17 protein-coding genes are annotated in these 16,646 nt (G+C 63.4%); 3 read left to right on the top strand and 14 right to left on the bottom strand.

The annotated features are described in order from the left end of the window. Positions 1–121 precede the first annotated feature (121 nt). From ACZYOF_RS16200 to ACZYOF_RS16260, 13 genes are all read right to left on the bottom strand, one after another. A complete protein-coding gene (locus ACZYOF_RS16200) occupies positions 122–775 on the bottom strand; it encodes a pyroglutamyl-peptidase I (protein ID WP_463716378.1) in 654 nt (217 codons plus the stop codon). Further along, positions 772–1,758, bottom strand: coding sequence for a methylmalonyl Co-A mutase-associated GTPase MeaB (meaB, locus tag ACZYOF_RS16205; protein ID WP_282530952.1), 987 nt, complete (start codon positions 1,756–1,758; stop codon positions 772–774). The genes ACZYOF_RS16200 and meaB overlap by 4 nt, the downstream gene beginning before the upstream one ends. Further along, positions 1,755–2,525, bottom strand: a complete 771-nt coding sequence (locus ACZYOF_RS16210; protein ID WP_463716397.1) for an RsiV family protein — start codon at positions 2,523–2,525, stop codon at positions 1,755–1,757. Before ACZYOF_RS16210 ends, meaB begins: the two co-directional genes overlap by 4 nt. Before the next feature lie 5 nt (positions 2,526–2,530). After that, on the bottom strand, positions 2,531–2,875 hold the full coding sequence (locus tag ACZYOF_RS16215; protein WP_130581107.1) for a HepT-like ribonuclease domain-containing protein: 345 nt from the start codon (positions 2,873–2,875) through the stop codon (positions 2,531–2,533). A 1-nt stretch (position 2,876) separates the two neighbouring features. Further along, positions 2,877–3,173 (bottom strand): nucleotidyltransferase family protein, encoded by a 297-nt coding sequence (locus ACZYOF_RS16220; RefSeq protein WP_394569713.1) that lies wholly within the window; start codon positions 3,171–3,173, stop codon positions 2,877–2,879. Between the two features lie 37 nt (positions 3,174–3,210). Then, complete coding sequence (gene scpA / locus ACZYOF_RS16225; protein WP_463716379.1) at positions 3,211–5,367, bottom strand: methylmalonyl-CoA mutase; 2,157 nt, start codon at positions 5,365–5,367, stop codon at positions 3,211–3,213. 42 nt (positions 5,368–5,409) lie between these two features. Further along, positions 5,410–5,874 (bottom strand): GFA family protein, encoded by a 465-nt coding sequence (locus tag ACZYOF_RS16230; protein ID WP_130581104.1) that lies wholly within the window; start codon positions 5,872–5,874, stop codon positions 5,410–5,412. Between the two features lie 2 nt (positions 5,875–5,876). Next, positions 5,877–7,742 (bottom strand): methylmalonyl-CoA mutase family protein, encoded by a 1,866-nt coding sequence (locus ACZYOF_RS16235; RefSeq protein WP_463716380.1) that lies wholly within the window; start codon positions 7,740–7,742, stop codon positions 5,877–5,879. Between the two features lie 183 nt (positions 7,743–7,925). Continuing rightward, positions 7,926–8,420: a 2-amino-4-hydroxy-6-hydroxymethyldihydropteridine diphosphokinase gene (folK, locus tag ACZYOF_RS16240; protein ID WP_130581102.1), complete on the bottom strand. Its 495-nt coding sequence runs from the start codon at positions 8,418–8,420 to the stop codon at positions 7,926–7,928. Continuing rightward, positions 8,413–8,793 (bottom strand): dihydroneopterin aldolase, encoded by a 381-nt coding sequence (folB, locus tag ACZYOF_RS16245; protein ID WP_130581101.1) that lies wholly within the window; start codon positions 8,791–8,793, stop codon positions 8,413–8,415. Before folB ends, folK begins: the two co-directional genes overlap by 8 nt. Continuing rightward, complete coding sequence (gene folP, locus ACZYOF_RS16250) at positions 8,790–9,626, bottom strand: dihydropteroate synthase (RefSeq protein ID WP_463716381.1); 837 nt, start codon at positions 9,624–9,626, stop codon at positions 8,790–8,792. Before folP ends, folB begins: the two co-directional genes overlap by 4 nt. 169 nt (positions 9,627–9,795) lie before the next feature. Next, complete coding sequence (locus tag ACZYOF_RS16255; protein ID WP_130581099.1) at positions 9,796–10,203, bottom strand: DUF4332 domain-containing protein; 408 nt, start codon at positions 10,201–10,203, stop codon at positions 9,796–9,798. Positions 10,204–10,240: 37 nt separating this feature from the next. Next, complete coding sequence (locus ACZYOF_RS16260; RefSeq protein WP_463716382.1) at positions 10,241–10,606, bottom strand: DUF2267 domain-containing protein; 366 nt, start codon at positions 10,604–10,606, stop codon at positions 10,241–10,243. 346 nt (positions 10,607–10,952) lie between these two features. Between ACZYOF_RS16260 and ACZYOF_RS16265 the strand changes: the two genes are divergently transcribed. The 3 genes from ACZYOF_RS16265 to ACZYOF_RS16275 all read left to right on the top strand — a co-directional run bounded on the left by ACZYOF_RS16265 (position 10,953) and on the right by ACZYOF_RS16275 (position 15,528). Continuing rightward, positions 10,953–12,575, top strand: a complete 1,623-nt coding sequence (locus ACZYOF_RS16265; protein WP_463716383.1) for a helicase HerA-like domain-containing protein — start codon at positions 10,953–10,955, stop codon at positions 12,573–12,575. A 215-nt stretch (positions 12,576–12,790) separates the two neighbouring features. Further along, positions 12,791–14,116, top strand: a complete 1,326-nt coding sequence (locus ACZYOF_RS16270; protein WP_463716384.1) for a glycosyltransferase family 87 protein — start codon at positions 12,791–12,793, stop codon at positions 14,114–14,116. Positions 14,117–14,127: 11 nt separating this feature from the next. Next, positions 14,128–15,528: a M20/M25/M40 family metallo-hydrolase gene (locus tag ACZYOF_RS16275; protein ID WP_463716385.1), complete on the top strand. Its 1,401-nt coding sequence runs from the start codon at positions 14,128–14,130 to the stop codon at positions 15,526–15,528. Between the two features lie 269 nt (positions 15,529–15,797). Here the strand turns inward: ACZYOF_RS16275 and ACZYOF_RS16280 are convergent, their stop codons facing one another. After that, on the bottom strand, positions 15,798–16,577 hold the full coding sequence (locus ACZYOF_RS16280) for a class II aldolase/adducin family protein (protein WP_463716386.1): 780 nt from the start codon (positions 16,575–16,577) through the stop codon (positions 15,798–15,800). Between the last annotated feature and the right edge of the window lie 69 nt (positions 16,578–16,646).

Genomic DNA, 16,646 nt, shown 5'->3' on the forward strand with positions numbered 1-16,646 from the left:
ACTGCGTAGGGTGGGCAAAGGCGCGTCAGCGCCGTGCCCACCATCAACACTCCGCTCGTGATGGTGGGCACGCTTCCGCCTTCGCTCTTCGAGCTACGGCGGACAAGTCGCTTTGCCCACCCTACGCAGCTAAGGTCGGCCGCCGCGCCAGCTTTACCATTTCCATCAGCAACGCCTCGCCGGCATCGACGAGATCTTCCAGCGTGATGCGCTCGGTTCCCTTGCGCAGCGATGTGCCCCGGCGCGGGATCAGCGGCACATGGACGAATGCGGCGAGCTGCAGGCCGTCGGTCTTGCCTGCCGCTTCGATCGCGCGCCAGCTTAAGTAGTTGCAGAGATAGCTGCCGGCATCGCGGGAGGCGCGTGCGTCGATGCCGGTCATAAGCGCAGCGCGGAGCAGTTTTGCGGTGTGCGGTCCGAACATTGTCGCATCGCCGCCGTCGACGATCGAGCCCTTGCGCGCGCGGCGGCGGCCGGCGTCGGCGACCAGCGTGGTGACCGCATTGCGGGCGCGGGTCTCGATCCGCAGATGCGCGGTGCGACTGGCAAGCCCGAACATCAGAAGCACCCGCGGGCGGACGCGCGCGATCAGCTCCGGCAATTCACGATCGACGGCGTCGTAAGTGACCTTGAAGATGTGGCTCGTCAACTTGACGTCGTCGAAGGCGGGACGGCGCAGCTCCGTCAGCCGCTTCACCAGCGGCATGGTCGGATTGAACGGCGCCCCGGGAAACGGACCGAAGCCGGTGACGAGCACGGAGAGCTTTTCGCTCATCGCAACAGTTCCGCGATCTGCTCGGCCGCCACCGCCGGCGAGATACGGCCGTCGGCGACCTCGGCCTCCGTCTTCTTCACCTTGGCGCGGATGGCGGGGTCCGAGCGCAGGCGCGCCATGATCCGCTGCTCCAGCATCGACCACATCCATTTCACCTGCTGCTCGCGCCGTCGCGCCGCGAACTCGCTGGAGGCGTTCATCGCGGTGCGATGCTCGACGATCTTCTGCCAGAGCTTGTCGATGCCCGTACCGGTCAGCGCCGAATAGGTCTCGACCGGCGGGTGCCAGTGTTGCGAACGCGGTGCCAATATATGCAGCGCGCTGCGATAGTCGGCCGCCGCGACATTGGCCCGCTTGAGATTGTCGCCGTCGGCCTTGTTGATCGCGATCATGTCGGCGAGCTCGACCAGGCCCTTCTTGATGCCCTGCAGCTCGTCGCCGGCGCCGGGCAGCATCAGCGCAAGGAAGAAATCGGTCATGTCGGAGACCGCGGTCTCGGACTGGCCGATGCCGACGGTCTCCACCAGCACCACATCAAAGCCGGCCGCCTCGCAGAGCAGCATCGCCTCGCGCGTCTTTGCCGCGACGCCGCCGAGCGTGCCGGAGGAAGGCGAGGGGCGGATATAGGCCTGCTCGGACGCCGAGAGCCGCGCCATCCGCGTCTTGTCGCCAAGGATCGAGCCGCCGGTGCGCGCCGACGACGGGTCGACCGCCAGCACCGCGACCTTGTGCCCGTGCTCGATCAGGTACATGCCGAGCGCGTCGATGGTGGTCGACTTGCCGACCCCGGGCGAGCCGGTGATGCCGACACGAAAAGCCTTTCCGGTCTCCGGGAGCAGCGCCTGCACCAGATCACGCGCCGCTGCCTGGTGATCGGCACGACGGCTTTCAATCAGCGTGATCGCACGCGCCAGCGCCGCGCGGTTGCCGGCGCGCAGGTCATGGGCGAGGGCGTTGATGTCGAGCGCTTTGGTGCCGCTCATTGCTGATCGTCTTCATCCGCTTTTGGCCGCGATCCCCCGAAAATCCTGGCACCCTCCGCCGTCAGATATGGCTTCAGCGTCTCCCACGGCACGAAGGCGACGTATTGGCCTTCGGCGTAGGGGCCGACCGCGTAGGGCGGATAATGGAAGGTCAGGCCGGAGCTCTTGCCCGCCTCGCTCGAAGGCGCCAGCGTGACCGCGCCGATCTTGAGCAGCGTCGGCTTCAGTTCTTTGTACCACTCGGCGGTCGCGGTCTCGTCGGCGCCGCGCTTCTTCTTCTCGGCGTTCAACGAGGCGATGACCGCCTCCAGCATCGCCTTCATGGTCGGCCCGTCGTCGGCGGTCTCCGTGAAGAAGGGGCGGATGCTGATGCGCTTCTTGTCGGTGGAATCCCACAGGATCGTGTTGACGTCCGAATTCGGATGCGCGCCGCGGGTATTGATGTAGTCGTTGCGGACAATGCTCGCGTAACGGCCACCGACCACCGAGCGGACATTGTACTTGCGCTCGAAGGTCCAGCCGCCACGGTCGAACAGTTGCGGATCCTGCTTCCGTGTGGATGCCGCTTCGGCCGCGCTCTTGTCGACCCACTTCCTGCCTTCGGCAAGGCAATTGGCTGATAGCGCGGGATCGGCCTTGATCTTGTCGTCGAGATAGACGGTGGCTTCGATGCTCCTGTTCTTGACCAAAGCGTCCGGCTTCGGATCGGCGAAGGCCGGCTGGAGACATATGACGCTCAATGCCAGCGCGATGCTTAATTTGCTCAGTAAGGTCAAGGTTTGACTTCCTTGGCAATTTGTCCGGCGAAGCGCTTCAGAGGTTCGAGATCGCGCTCGACCATGTTCCATAGCAAATCCGCGTCAGTTCGGTGATAAGCGTGGCGCAGCCAATTTCCAAGATCGGCCAAACCTCGCCAATTGATACCAGGTTCTCTCGCCTTCAATTCCGTCGGAATAGACCGAGACGCTTCGCTAATGATTTCAAGCAATCTTTCCGTCGCTAGTCGCGCCACCAGATCAGCGGCAAAGCTTTCGCGCGTGTGCCCAGCCACCATGTGTCGAATATGGTCGATCGCCGCGACGATGTGATCGATTCGATCAGCGAGGGTTGGGCGCACGTCAAAACACTTCGACGATATCGTCCGCTATGCGCTGCGCGAAGCGGGGAGTGAGGGAGCGTCGCGTGGTAGCCTGCGCCTGCAATCCGGTCGCATCCTCTATGATATGCTCAACATTAATCAAGTTAAGGAGCGAGAACGAGGCGTCTGGCTCGGTCTCGACAAGCACATCGATGTCGCTGTCAGGCCGATTGTCGCCGCGTACGCGAGAGCCAAAAATGGCAAGCTTCGACACACCCGTCGCCTTTATGGCGTCGGTGTTCTTCCGTATCGCAGCAATGATTTCGTCACGCGTCATCGCACAACTCTCAGCGGCTTCGCTAGTAGTCTATCAACTACTCCGCCGCCTCGCTATGGCCGAGCCGGGCGTTGAGCTTGTGGATCAGCTCTTCGGCGGCGTCGGAGATCACGGTGCCCGGCGGGAAGATCGCTTCCGCGCCCGCCTGGTACAGCGCCTCATAGTCCTGCGGCGGCACCACGCCGCCGATGATGATCATGATGTCCTCGCGGCCGTATTTCTTCAGCGCGGCCTTCAGTTCCGGCACCGCCGTCAGATGCGCGGCGGCGAGTGAGGAGACGCCCAGGATGTGCACGTCGTTTTCCACCGCCTGTCGCGCCGCTTCGTCGGCGGTGGCGAACAACGGCCCGATATCGACGTCGAAGCCGATGTCGGCAAAGGCCGATGCGATCACCTTCTGGCCGCGGTCGTGGCCGTCCTGGCCGATCTTCGCCACCAGGATGCGCGGCCGGCGGCCTTCGGCCTCCTCGAAGGCGTCGATCAGCGCCTGCACCTTCTCGACCCGGTTGGACATGGCGGCTGCCTCCCGCTTGTAGACGCCGGTGATGGACTTGATCTCGGCGCGATGGCGGCCGAACACTCTTTCCATGGCATCCGAAATCTCGCCGACGGTCGCCTTGGCACGCGCGGCGTCGATGGCGAGCGCCAGCAGGTTGCCGTTGCCTTCGGAGGCCGAACGGCTCAGCGCCATCAGCGCCTGCTCGACGTCCTTCTGATTGCGCTCCTGCCGCAGCCGCTTCAGCTTGTCGATCTGCAGCCGCCGCACGTTGGTATTGTCGACCTTCAAGACGTCGATCGGCGCCTCGTTCTCCGGCCTGTACTTATTGACGCCGATCACCGCCTGCTTACCCGCATCGATCCGCGCCTGGGTCTTGGCCGACGCTTCCTCGATGCGCAGCTTCGGCACGCCGGCTTCGATCGCCTTCGCCATGCCGCCGAGCTCCTCGACTTCCTGGATATGGCCCCAGGCTTTTGCGGCGAGATCGCGGGTCAGCCGCTCGACATAATAGGAGCCGCCCCAGGGATCGATGATCCGGTTGGTGCCGCTTTCCTGCTGCAGGAAGAGCTGGGTGTTGCGCGCGATGCGGGCGGAGAAGTCGGTCGGCAGCGCCAGCGCTTCATCGAGCGCATTGGTGTGCAGCGACTGGGTGTGTCCCTGCGTCGCCGCCATCGCCTCGATGGTCGTGCGCATCACATTGTTGAAGACGTCCTGCGCCGTCAGCGACCAGCCCGAGGTCTGGCAATGCGTGCGCAATGAGAGCGAGCGTGGGTCCTTCGGGTTGAACGGCTTGAGCAGCTTGGCCCAGAGCAGGCGCGCGGCGCGCATCTTGGCGACTTCCATGAAGAAGTTCATGCCGATCGCCCAGAAGAACGACAGCCGCGGCGCGAAGCGGTCGACATCGAGGCCGGCGGCAAGGCCGGCGCGCAGATATTCGACGCCGTCGGCGAGCGTGTAGGCGAGCTCGAGATCCTGCGTCGCCCCGGCCTCCTGCATGTGATAGCCGGAGATCGAGATCGAGTTGAACTTCGGCATCCGCTGCGAGGTGAAAGCGAAGATGTCGGAGATGATCCGCATCGAGGGTGCCGGCGGATAGATGTAGGTGTTGCGCACCATGAACTCTTTCAGAATGTCGTTCTGAATGGTGCCCGACAATTTCTCCGGCGGCACGCCCTGTTCCTCGGCGGCCACCACGAACAGTGCAAGGACCGGCAGCACCGCGCCGTTCATGGTCATCGACACGCTCATCTGGTCGAGCGGGATGCCAGCGAACAGCGTGCGCATGTCGTAGATCGAATCGATCGCAACGCCAGCCATGCCGACGTCGCCGGAGACGCGCGGATGATCGGAGTCATAGCCGCGGTGGGTGGCAAGATCGAAGGCGACCGAAAGGCCTTTCTGCCCTGCCGCGAGGTTACGGCGATAGAAGGCGTTGGAGTCCTCCGCCGTGGAGAAGCCGGCATATTGCCTGATGGTCCAGGGCTGGTTGACGTACATCGTCGGGTAGGGGCCGCGCAAATAGGGCGCGATGCCCGGCCAGGTCTCGAGAAAGTCGATGCCTTGAAGATCGGCCTCGCTATAGCTGGGCTTTACCGGGATGCCCTCTGGCGTCAGCCAAGGGTCTGCACTGCCGGTGGGCGCGACGGACACGGTTTTCTCAAGCGCGATATCGGCGAAGTCAGGTATGCGGCTCATGGTCATCAACTATAGCATGTGCGATCGAAAGTGGTGGCTACCTCAATCATGGTCCGGATGCTGGTGGCTGACGATGGTCGCCATCTTCTCCGGTCCGTAATTCTGCTGCGTGGTCTGGCTCGGCAGGTTGGCGATGCCGACCACCCAGCCGAGGCGGGATTCAGTGCCGTATTGCCGGGTCGGCGCCACCATGTCGGGCCGGTCGAAGGAGCCGGTCATGATCTCGATACGGGGGCCGTCGATGCGGCGGAAGCTCAACGGCGTGCCGCAGGCGGCGCAGAAATCGCGCTCGGCGATCGAAGAGGAGCGGAACGAGGCCGGCTTGCCGCGGGTCCAGGCGAAGTCGTTCTTTTCGATGTCGGCGAAGGAGGCGAACGGCGCGCCGGAGGCCTTCTGGCACATCCGGCAATGGCAGATGCTGATCCGCGTCGGCGCCGCCGTTACCGCAAAGCGGATCGCGCCGCATTGGCAGCCGCCGGTCAGAACGGGTTTTTGGCTCGACGTCATGCTCACTCCATCCGCCTATAGGCTTCCTGCAGCGTCGCCGGCGCGTCGCAGCCGGCAAAGATGAAATCGGTCACGCCGGACGCGCGCAGTGCGGCTTCCAGCTCCCCCGGCCGTCCAGCCAGATAGATATGCCTTGCGCCGGCGGCTTGAAGAGCCTTGGCCGCGGCGGCGGCGTGTTCCGCATAGACCTTGTCCGAGGAACACAGGCAGACGATCGTGGCCCCCGAGGCCTTGAAGGCGTCGGCAAGTGCTGTCGGATCGGAAAATCCCTGGCTGTCGACCGCCTCGATGCCGCCGGTCTCGAAGAAGCTCTTCGCAAAGGTGGCGCGCGCGGTGAAGTCTGCAGGCGTACCGAGGTTGGCGAGGAAGATTTTTGAACGCGCCCCGCTCGCCTTCAGCTTTGCGTCGGATTTGTCGCGCAGTGCCTCGAAGGGTTCGGCGAGCCGCATCGGTGACAGCGCGTCAAACTTGAATTTGGCCTCGCCATAAGGTGGTAGCCCAACCGGCTTTGCTTCCAGCACCGTGGCATCGGCCTCGTGCAGGTTCGGAAACTCGCTGGCGCCGGTCAGCACGTCGCGACGCTTGGCGATGTTGGCCTCGCGCGCGGCACGCGTAGCGGCGACCTTGCGCTGGATCAAGTTCTCTCGAAGCGCGGCAAAGATGCCGCCGGCTCTTTCGATCTCCTGGAACGCCAACCAGGCAGCTTCGCAAAGCTCCTTTGTCAGCGCCTCGATGCCGCCGGAGCCCGCCGCCGGATCGGATACTTTGGCGAGATTGGACTCTTCCAAGAGAATGAGCTGCGTGTTGCGCGCAACGCGCCGGGCAAAGTCGTCGGGCAGGCCGAGCGCCAGCGTGTGCGGCAGCACGGTGACGGCGTCGGCGCCGCCAAGCCCCGCCGAGAAGGCGGCCATGGTGGCGCGCAGCATGTTCACATAGGCATCGCGCTCCGTCAGCATCCGCCAGGCGGTGTCGGCGGCGATGAACAGTGGTCGTGGCGTCAGTCGGCAGGCCTGTTCGACCCGCGCCCACAAGAGCCGCAGCGCGCGGAATTTCGCCAGCGTCAGGAACTGGTCGGTATCGGCGCTGAGCCGCGCATAGACCATGCCTTGGGCATCCTCGAGCGCGACACCGGCTTGTTCGAGGGCGCGCAGATAGGCGACCCCGCTTGCCAGCACGAAGGCGAGTTCCTGCACCTCCGATCCGCCGGCATCATGGATCACCCGCCCATCTGCAGCGGCGAAAGGCCCCTTGAATCCGAGCGCCACCAGGCCTTTGACGGCGCCGGTCACCGCCGGCACGATCTCGCTCCACTCATAGGGGCTAAAGCCCCAGACCGCACAGGCCGCCAGCGGATCGAGCCCGAAACGGATGTCACACTTGGCGGGATCAAATCCCCTGCGCTTCACATATTCCGCGACGTGGATCGCGGCCATCCGTGATTGCGGGCCGATCTGGAGATCCAGCGCGATACCGGCATCGAGGTAGATGCCGTCGAGCACCTTGTCGACGGCTTCGGCCGTTGGCTCTAGTCCAAAACCATAGGCGCCACTGCCGCCGGCGAAGACCAGCGCGAGGCCGGTGGCGCCATTCTCGAGATCATGCAGCGCCTGCGCATTGGCGCGGCGCGGGTCGGGATCGTCGATCCGCTGCATGATCTGCCAGGGCGCAGCCTGGCCTCGGCCGGCGATCGGGCTGGCATTGGTGGCGCGGCGATAGATCGGCTCGATTTTGATCCCGTCATAGGTCTTGCCGACCAGCTTCTCGAACGGCGCGCCCTTCAGGACGCCGTCCACCAGCTTGCGCCAGTCCTCGTAAGTCGCCGGCGCGAAATCGGCCGCCAATCGCAGATCGTCAGTCGTGGTCGTCATCCGCCCTATCGTTCCTCAAGTCTTCCTCGCCGTTTGACCGGAAATTGCCACGCCGAAGCCGCCAAGCCAAACCCTAGTTTGGGGTACCGTAGCCCGGGTGAAGCGCTAGCGTAACCCGGGGCCGCTCGCAAACGTTGATGCAGGTATCCCGGGTTGCGCGTTCCGCTCCACCCGGGCTACGCGTCACTCACCGAAATCCGGGAGCCGCACGATACCGTCGGTCGAAACCGCCGCCAGCGCATCCCTGATCCTGCGTCCCGCAATGACACGGTCGGGCGCGATTTCCGCGAGCGGCACCAGCACGAAGGCGCGCTCGAACAGGCGAGGGTGCGGCAGCGTCAATTCCGGCCGGTCGATCCTGACATCGTCATAGGCGATCAGGTCGAGATCGAGCGTGCGCGGGCCGAAGCGGCGTTCGGGGGAGCGGTCGCGGCCGAACTTGGTCTCGACCTTCTGCAGGCAGAACAAGAGCGCGTGGGGATCGAGGCTGGTCTCGATCTCGATGCAGGCATTGACGAAGCCTGGTTGCTGTTCGTCGCCCCAGGGAGGCGTGGCATAGTCCGCCGAGCGGGCCACCAGCGCGGCCTGCGTCATGCCGCAAACTTGCGGAATGGCCTTGTTGAACGTCGCGCGGACGTCGCCGAGATTGCCGCCCAATGCAATCAGCGCGCTAGCCATGCGCGGCCGTTTGCCGCGTGCGCGTCAGCACCACGCCGACATCCTCGAAGATCGCGGCGATTGGCGCGTGCGGCTTGTGCACGGTGACCTTGACCGCGCTGACGCGAGGGAAGGTCGACAGCACCGCGTCCGCCACCGCGCCCGCGGCTCGCTCCAGGAGCTTGTAATTGGTATCCTTGAATGCCTCGGTCGCGGTCGCCACCACATTGGAATAGGACACGGTGTCGGCAAGCTTGTCGGTGCGCGAGGATTCGGAGAGGTCGACGGAGAGTTCGAGATCGATGACGAAGCGCTGCCCGACTTCGCTCTCGTGTTCCATCACGCCGTGACGGGCATGGATGAAGATGCCGGTGATGAAGATCGTATCGGTCATTCCTGGCCCCTGATCGCTGCCGCCACCCGCAACGCCTGCACCGTTTCCGCAACATCGTGGGCGCGGATGATCTGCGCGCCGCTCTGTGCAGCGATGAGATGCGCCGCGATCGAGCCGCCGATGCGCTGGTGCGGCTGCGACGGCGTCACGGTGCTGATGAAGCGCTTGCGCGAGGCGCCGACGAGAAGCGGCAGGCCGAACGCGCGAAGCTCTGCGAGCCGCGCCAGCACCATCATGCTCTGCTGCGGCGTCTTGCCAAAGCCGATGCCGGGATCGAGCACGATCTGGTCGGCCGAAATGCCAGCCTTGGCGGCGATGTCGAGCGAACGGGCGAAGAAGGCCGAAACACCCTTCATGATGTCGATCGAGGGATCGGCCTGGTCGCGGTTATGCATGATGATGATAGGCACGTGCTGCGCCGCGACCAAGGGCGCCATGCCGGCATCGCGCTGCAGGCCCCAGACATCGTTGGCGATGAGCGCGCCGTGATCGAGCGCCCAGGCCACGACGTCCGATTTCATGCTGTCGATCGATACGGGCACGCCGAGCGAGACGACATCCGCCAGCACGGGCTGCAACCGCCGCAACTCCTCTTCCACCGAGACCGGCTGGGAACCGTAGGGGCGGGTGGATTCGGCGCCGATGTCGATGATGTCGGCGCCTTCGGCGACCATCTTGCGCGCCTGCGCCAGCGCCTGTTCAGGCGCGGTAAACCGGCCGCCGTCGGAAAAAGAATCCGGGGTGACGTTGAGCACGCCCATCACGGCCGGGTAGGGCCGGGATAGCAGCGCCGGCAGCACCGCAGTCCCGCCGGAATGGACGTCCCTTTGCATCGCAGCAATCATGCCGGTCGATTTGCGCGTCCCGCACCGGCGAGTCAAGCTGGGAATAGCGAACGAGCTTAGAGCATGATCCGGAAAAGTGGAAACCGGTTTTCCGAAAAGATCATGCTCAAACAAAGAGATGAGATCATAATCCGATTCCGTCTAATCGGATCATGATCTAGTAAGTGATCTTGGGCGGCAATTTGCGTGCGCGCTCGATCAGGAGCTCGACCGATTTTTCCGAAGGCAGGACGCGGACGAGCTTACGCTTGGTGTTCACGTCCTTCATGTTCTGTGCAAGCCGCGCCGGATTGCGCAGCGCGAGTTCGCGAACGGTGGTGACGCCGGCGGCGCGGACCAACCCGACCTTTGCCTTACCCATCCCGGGAATGCGCATGTAGTCGGAGACGTTGGCCCATTCGAGCAATTGTTGTTCGCTGATGCCGGTCTTGGCCGCGAGCACCTTGCGTCCCTTGACGGTGCGGGCGGCTTCGAGCAGCGCGTCCGTGGTGCGAATGCCCTGAGCCTTCAATTTCGAGGCGCAATAGGCGCTCAGACCATCGATCTCGGAAAGTGGATATGTCATGATGTCTGGTATTGAATGACTCAACCTGAGGGTGCGTTCAAGCAAATTGGCTGAGTCCTGGCGTCCCCGCGACGATCTCGCCCATCTGATCCGCTCCGAGTTTGTCGCGCCTGAACCGGAAAAGTTCACGCGCAATCTTCTGAACCTCATTCATGCTGAGGCCGAGCGCCATCAGCCTGGTGCCGACAGCCATCAATCCGCCGCCCATCAATCGCACGAGACCTGCACTGTTGTCCGCGGCCGCAATCGCCGCTTCCGCGCCCGGAATCTGGCCGATCAGCGCTTCAACCTGGCTGGATGGCCCCTCCCGACGGAGGAAACCCAGAACGATGCCGACGGTCTTTTCGGCGACAGCGCTATCGATGCCGGCCTCGGCGGCCAGCCGTCCAACCAGTTCGTCCATCTTGCCCCGCCCTCTGCCGGCTTGCCGCCGGACCTTGCTTGGGAATTGATCTTGAGCGCCTGTGTTGCGAATTACAAGCGACGAGCGCAGATGATCCCACTTTTCGTCCTCATCACAGGCGAAGTGTTGCAGTAATACAAGAGTACCTATGCTAATCGCGCTGTTCTATCGCGTTGCGTCATCGTTTTTTGAACGGCTCGCAAGCGAAAGAGAAGATGAGAAGTGTGACGTCCGGGCGGCAAAAAAGCGCTGGCGGCGCTTGACAGTTTTAATCGACGGGCAAGATGCAATATGATGGGTGTGTTCGGCGAAGATGCCTTCCCGATACGCGCGAAGAGGCGATGCGATGGCGACTTCCGACAACAAGATTGCCGATACGGACGAGAAGATTTTTATCGGTAAGGGCGAACAAGCGGCGTGGCTGACACTTGCGCTCGCCAATCGCCACGGACTTGTTACCGGCGCAACGGGAACTGGCAAGACCGTCACACTGCAGGTGATGGCGGAAGGATTTGCGCGCGCTGGCGTTCCGGTCTTTGGCGCCGATATCAAGGGAGATCTGTCCGGGATCGCTGAAGTCGGCGAGGCCAAGGACTTCATTGTCAAGCGCGCCAGCGAGATGGGGCTGAAATTCCAGCCGGACCAGTTCTCGACGGTGTTCTGGGATGTGTTCGGCGAGCAGGGGCATCCGGTGCGCGCGACCGTCACCGAGATGGGACCGCTGTTGCTGTCACGGATGCTTGATCTCAACGACGTCCAGGAAGGTGTTCTCAACGTCGCGTTCCGCGTCGCCGACGAGAACGGACTTGCACTGATCGACATGAAGGATCTGCGCGCGCTTCTGGATGCGATTGTGCCGTCTGGCGGCAAGAAAGCCGCCGATGATGAGGAAGATCCGCTGGAGCCGCTCCGCAAAGCAGCGCAGAGCTTCGGCAATGTCAGCAAGGCGACCGTTGGGACCATCCAGCGCCAGCTCCTGGTGCTGGAAAATCAGGGCGGCGCGAAATTCTTCGGCGAGCCGGCTTTGACGCTGAAGGATTTCATGAAGACCGACAGCGACGGCCGCGGCATCGTCAACATCCTCGCTGCCGACAAGTTGATGCAGAGCCCGCGGCTCTATGCAACCTTCCTGTTGTGGATGCTTTCAGAATTGTTCGAAGAACTGCCGGAGGCCGGCGACCTGCCGAAGCCGAAGCTGGTGTTCTTCTTCGACGAGGCGCATCTCTTGTTCAACGATGCGCCGAAAGCGCTGCTGGACAAGATCGAGCAAGTGGTGCGGCTGATCCGCTCCAAGGGCGTCGGCGTCTACTGCGTCACCCAGAATCCGATCGACGTGCCGGACAAGGTGCTCGCGCAATTGGGCAACCGCGTGCAGCATGCGTTGCGTGCCTTCACGCCGCGCGACCAGAAGGCGGTCGCGGCCGCCGCGCAAACGTTCCGGCCCAATCCGAAGCTCGATACCGCCCGCGTGATCATGGAACTCGGCAAGGGCGAGGCGCTGGTGTCCTTCCTCGAAGGAAGCGGTACGCCGTCGATGGTCGAGCGCGTGATGATCCGGCCGCCGTCAGCACGGATCGGGCCGGTTACGCCGGAGGAGCGCAAGAAGATCATCGACGCAAGCCCGTTCAAGGGTAAATACGATACCGCGATCGATTCCGAATCCGCTTACGAGATACTGCAGAAGCGGATCGAAGGGACGGCGCCGCCGGCGGACGGCTCTGAAGCTGGCGGAGGCGGTGGCATTCTCGGCCAGATCGGCGATATTGCCGCCACGATCTTTGGCACCAATGTGAGGCGCGGCAGGCTGTCGACCGGTCAGGTCATCGCGCGCAACGTCACGCGCTCGGTCACCAACAAGGTGATCGGCGGCATCGTGGCCGACGTCGGCAAATCGGTCGGCGGTCAGGTCGGCGGCTCGATCGGACGTGCACTGGTGCGCGGCGCGCTTGGCGGCTTGTTGCGGCGGTAGTGTCGGCTGCGACACCAGATTGTGACGAGGGATGGATTGCTTTGTCGCTCCGCTCCTCGCAATGACGAACGGGGACTGCTCTCCGCTCCAACCACCGTCATTGCGAGCCACCCGGTCGGCGCGAAGCGCCGCCGGATGACAGGCTCCGCGAAGCAATCCCTGCGTTATCACGAAATGAAAAGGATCAACGGCTTGCTGATGTCTGGAACGAGCTTGTGCTGAGATACCCATCGCTTCGGGCACCGCTCGACATCCTGTTCTTCCTCGGCTGCATCGCGCTGACCGCCGATGTGCTCGTTCCCGAGATTTTCGGGCACGGCAAGACCAAGGATTATCCGTTGTGGTATTGGGCCGGGCAGCAGGTGCTGCAGGGCAAGGATCTCTATCCCGCCGATCCCCATACCTATTTTGATTTCATCTACCCGCCGCTGCCGGCGGTGCTGCTCGCCGTGCCCAGCTATTTCGGCAAGGTCGCGCTCTATCTCGCGCTCTCCCTGCTCAACATCATCGCCTGGTGGATGACGGCGCAGCTATCGCACGCGATGGCGGGATCGAGCCGCAAGCCGGGCTGGCTGTTGGAGGCGCTGCCCGGCCTCGTCACGCTCACATTTGTCTTTGATATGTTCGATCTCGGCCAGCCGAATCTGATCCTGCTGGCGATGATGCTGTACGGATTCTGGCTGTTGCGGCTGAGCCGGCCGTGGTTCGCGGGAAGCATGTTTGCGCTGGCGACCGCGATCAAGGTGTTTCCGATAGCAGTATTGCCCTATCTGATCTGGCGCAGGCACTGGACGGCGGTTGCGAGTACGTTGGTGTTTCTCGCCGTGTTCTTGTTCGTGCTGCCGGCGCCGTTCCGCGGCGTCCAGCACAACGTCACGGAATTGAAGACCTGGTATCAGGGCATGGTCGGCTCGAGCTCGGAAAAGGGCTTCGGCCAACGCGACGAGCAGAACTGGTCCTGGGTGAACCAGTCGATCATCGCGATGACGCATCGGCTGACGCGTCCGGTCAACTACAACCAGGACGATCCGTTCAAGGCCAAGCCGGCGCGGTACATGAACATCGTCGATCTCGACTTCAAGACGTCGAACCTCATCGTGCTGGCGATCTCGCTCGCGCTCGGTCTCGGCTACATCGCGGTGATGCCGCCGGCGTCGCGCCGGACTGAAAAGTCCGATGCGGAGGAGATCGGCATCCTGTTCTGCCTGATGACGGTCGCCTCGCCACTGGCGCGGCAATACTACTTCCTCTGGCTGTTCTTCCCGATGACGGTCCTGATGCACCGCGCCGCCTTTGATCCGCGGCCGGCGGTCCGGACCGGGACGTGGATCCTGCTGGCCGTCGCCGGCTGCCTGCTCCTGTTGTCGCTGCCGCTGTTTCCGATCGATGTGCAGGCCTACGGTAACAATCTCGTGGCGACCATCGTGCTCGCGGGTGGATTGGTCTGGCATATGCGGCATTCGCCTGCGGCCGATGCCGCCGGCGCTTTGCCTCCGGCGGCAGGCGGGCTAAAACTCGGTGACAACAGCGCCCACAGCTAGGGAATTCAGCGATGTCCAGTCCAAAGCTTCAAGCCGTCCTCGACCGCATCGACGCCGATTTCGACAACAGCCTGGAGCGGCTGTTCTCGCTGCTGCGGATCAAATCGATCTCGGCCGATCCGGCCTTTGCGGCTGACTGCAAGGCGGCAGCCGAGCATCTCGCCAAGGATATCGCGACGCTTGGCTTCGCGGCCGAGGTCAGGCCGACCGCGGGCCATCCGGCCATCGTCGCCAAGGCCAATGGCAGCACGGATGGCCGGCCGCATGTGCTGTTCTACGGCCACTACGACGTGCAGCCGGTCGATCCGCTCGATCTCTGGCACCGTCCGCCGTTCGAGCCCGTCGTCACCGACCATGCCGACGGCCGCAAGATCATCGTTGCGCGCGGCGCGGAGGACGACAAGGGCCAGTTGATGACCTTCATCGAAGCCTGCCGCGCCTGGAAGCAGGTGGCGGGTTCGCTGCCGGTCGACATCACCATCTTGATCGAGGGCGAGGAGGAAGTCGGCTCGAAGAATTTCGTGCCCTTCCTGGAAGCCAACAAGTCGGAGTTCAAGGCCGATTTCGCGCTGGTCTGCGACACCGGCATGTGGGATCCGAACACGCCGGCGATCACCACCTCGCTGCGTGGCCTCGTCTATGACGAGGTCAAGATCAAGGCTGCCAACCGTGATCTGCATTCCGGCGTATTCGGTGGCGGCGCGCAGAATCCGATCCGCGTGCTGACCCGCATTCTCGGCGGCCTGTTCGACGACAATGGCCGCATCACCATTCCCGGCTTCTATGACGGGGTGAAGGACCTGCCGGCGGATGTCCTCGAGCAGTGGAAGAAGCTCAACCTGACGCCAGAGAGCTTCCTGAAGCCGATCGGGCTCTCGCTGCCGGCCGGCGAGAAGGATCGTCTATTGATCGAGCAGATCTCCTCGCGCCCGACCTGCGACATCAATGGCATCGTCGGCGGCTATATCGGCGAAGGTTCGAAGACGGTGATCCCGTCGCTCGCCTCGGCCAAGATCTCGTTCCGCCTGGTCGAAGGGCAGGATCCTGCCAAGATCCGAAAGGCGTTCCGCGATTATGTGACCTCGCGGATCCCGGCCGATTGTTCGGTCGAGTTCGGCGACCATTCCAGCGCGCCCGCGATCGCGCTTGACTGGAACATGAAGCCGCTCGCCGCCGCCCGGCGCGCGCTGACGGAAGAGTGGGGCAAGGAAGCGGTTCTCATGGGATCAGGCGCATCGATCCCGATCGTCGCCGACTTCAAGCGCACACTCGGCCTTGATTCGCTTCTGGTCGGCTTCGGGCTCGACGACGACAATATCCATTCGCCGAACGAGAAATACGACCTCAAGAGCTTCCACAAGGGCATCCGCTCCTGGGCCCGCATCCTGGCCGCGCTTGCGGAGCAGAAATAGTTTCAGCGGCGTAGGCGTAGGGTGGGCAAAGCGCCTACACGCGCCAATGTACAAACGAGCACAGGCGGAAGCGTGCCCACCATTGCGAGCGGAGTGCTGATGGTGGGCACGCTTCCGCCGGCGTTCGTTTGAACGGCGGCGCAAGAAGTCGCTTTGCCCACCCTACGGCATCACCCTTAAAAGCTAAAACGCCGCCCGGAATTGGGCGGCGTTTTTATTCGGTCGTGCAGAGGTTGTTGGAAGCAACCTTACACCAAAATCCCGAAAATTCAATTGCGGAAGCTCGGGTCGATGCGGTCGAGCTTGCGGAGCAGGGGTGGCCACACCAGCGTCGTCGAGCGCAGTTCGGCGCGGTCTGGATTGGAGAGCAGCGTGGTGTTCTTGTCGATCACGGACTGCTCGACCGGGTAGACGGTCGGGCCCAACATGCGGGTGCGCACCTGCATGGTGCAGGCCCGCTCCAAATGGTACATGCGCTCGAAGGCGGAGGCGACGGAGCGGCCGACCGTCAGCGTGCCGTGATTGCGCAACAGCATGTGGTTCCTGCTGCCGATGTCCCGCTGCAGCCGCGGGCGCTCGTCATGATCGAGCGCGATGCCCTCATAGTCGTGATAGGCGAGATCGTGGGTGACGAGCTGAGCGGTCTGGTTCAGCGGCAGCAGCCCTTCCGGGCAGCTCGAGACCGCGGTGCCGTCAGGCGTGTGCAGATGGAGCACGCAGCCGGCGTCCTCGCGCACCTCGTGGATGGCGGAATGGATGGTGAAGCCGGCGGGGTTGATGTTGTAGTCGGTCTTGGACAGCAGGTTGCCGTTGAGATCGACCTTGACCAGGCTGGAGGCCGTGATCTCCTCGAACATCAGGCCATACGGATTGATCAGGAAATGATGCTCCGGCCCCGGCACGCGCGCCGAGATGTGGGTGTCGACCAGATCGTCCCAGCCGTACAGCGCCACGAGGCGGTAGCAGGCGGCGAGGTTGACGCGCTGTTGCCACTCGGCATCCGTCATATCCGACGGCACTTCCTTCAAGCGAGCTTCCGCTGGCGACATGACCGGCTTCTCCCATGTGTCGATTTGTCGGCAGTGAGCGTAACCTTGCCGCCAGCCGGCAGCAAGGCA

This window comes from Bradyrhizobium sp. LeoA1Lang (assembly GCF_055413685.1).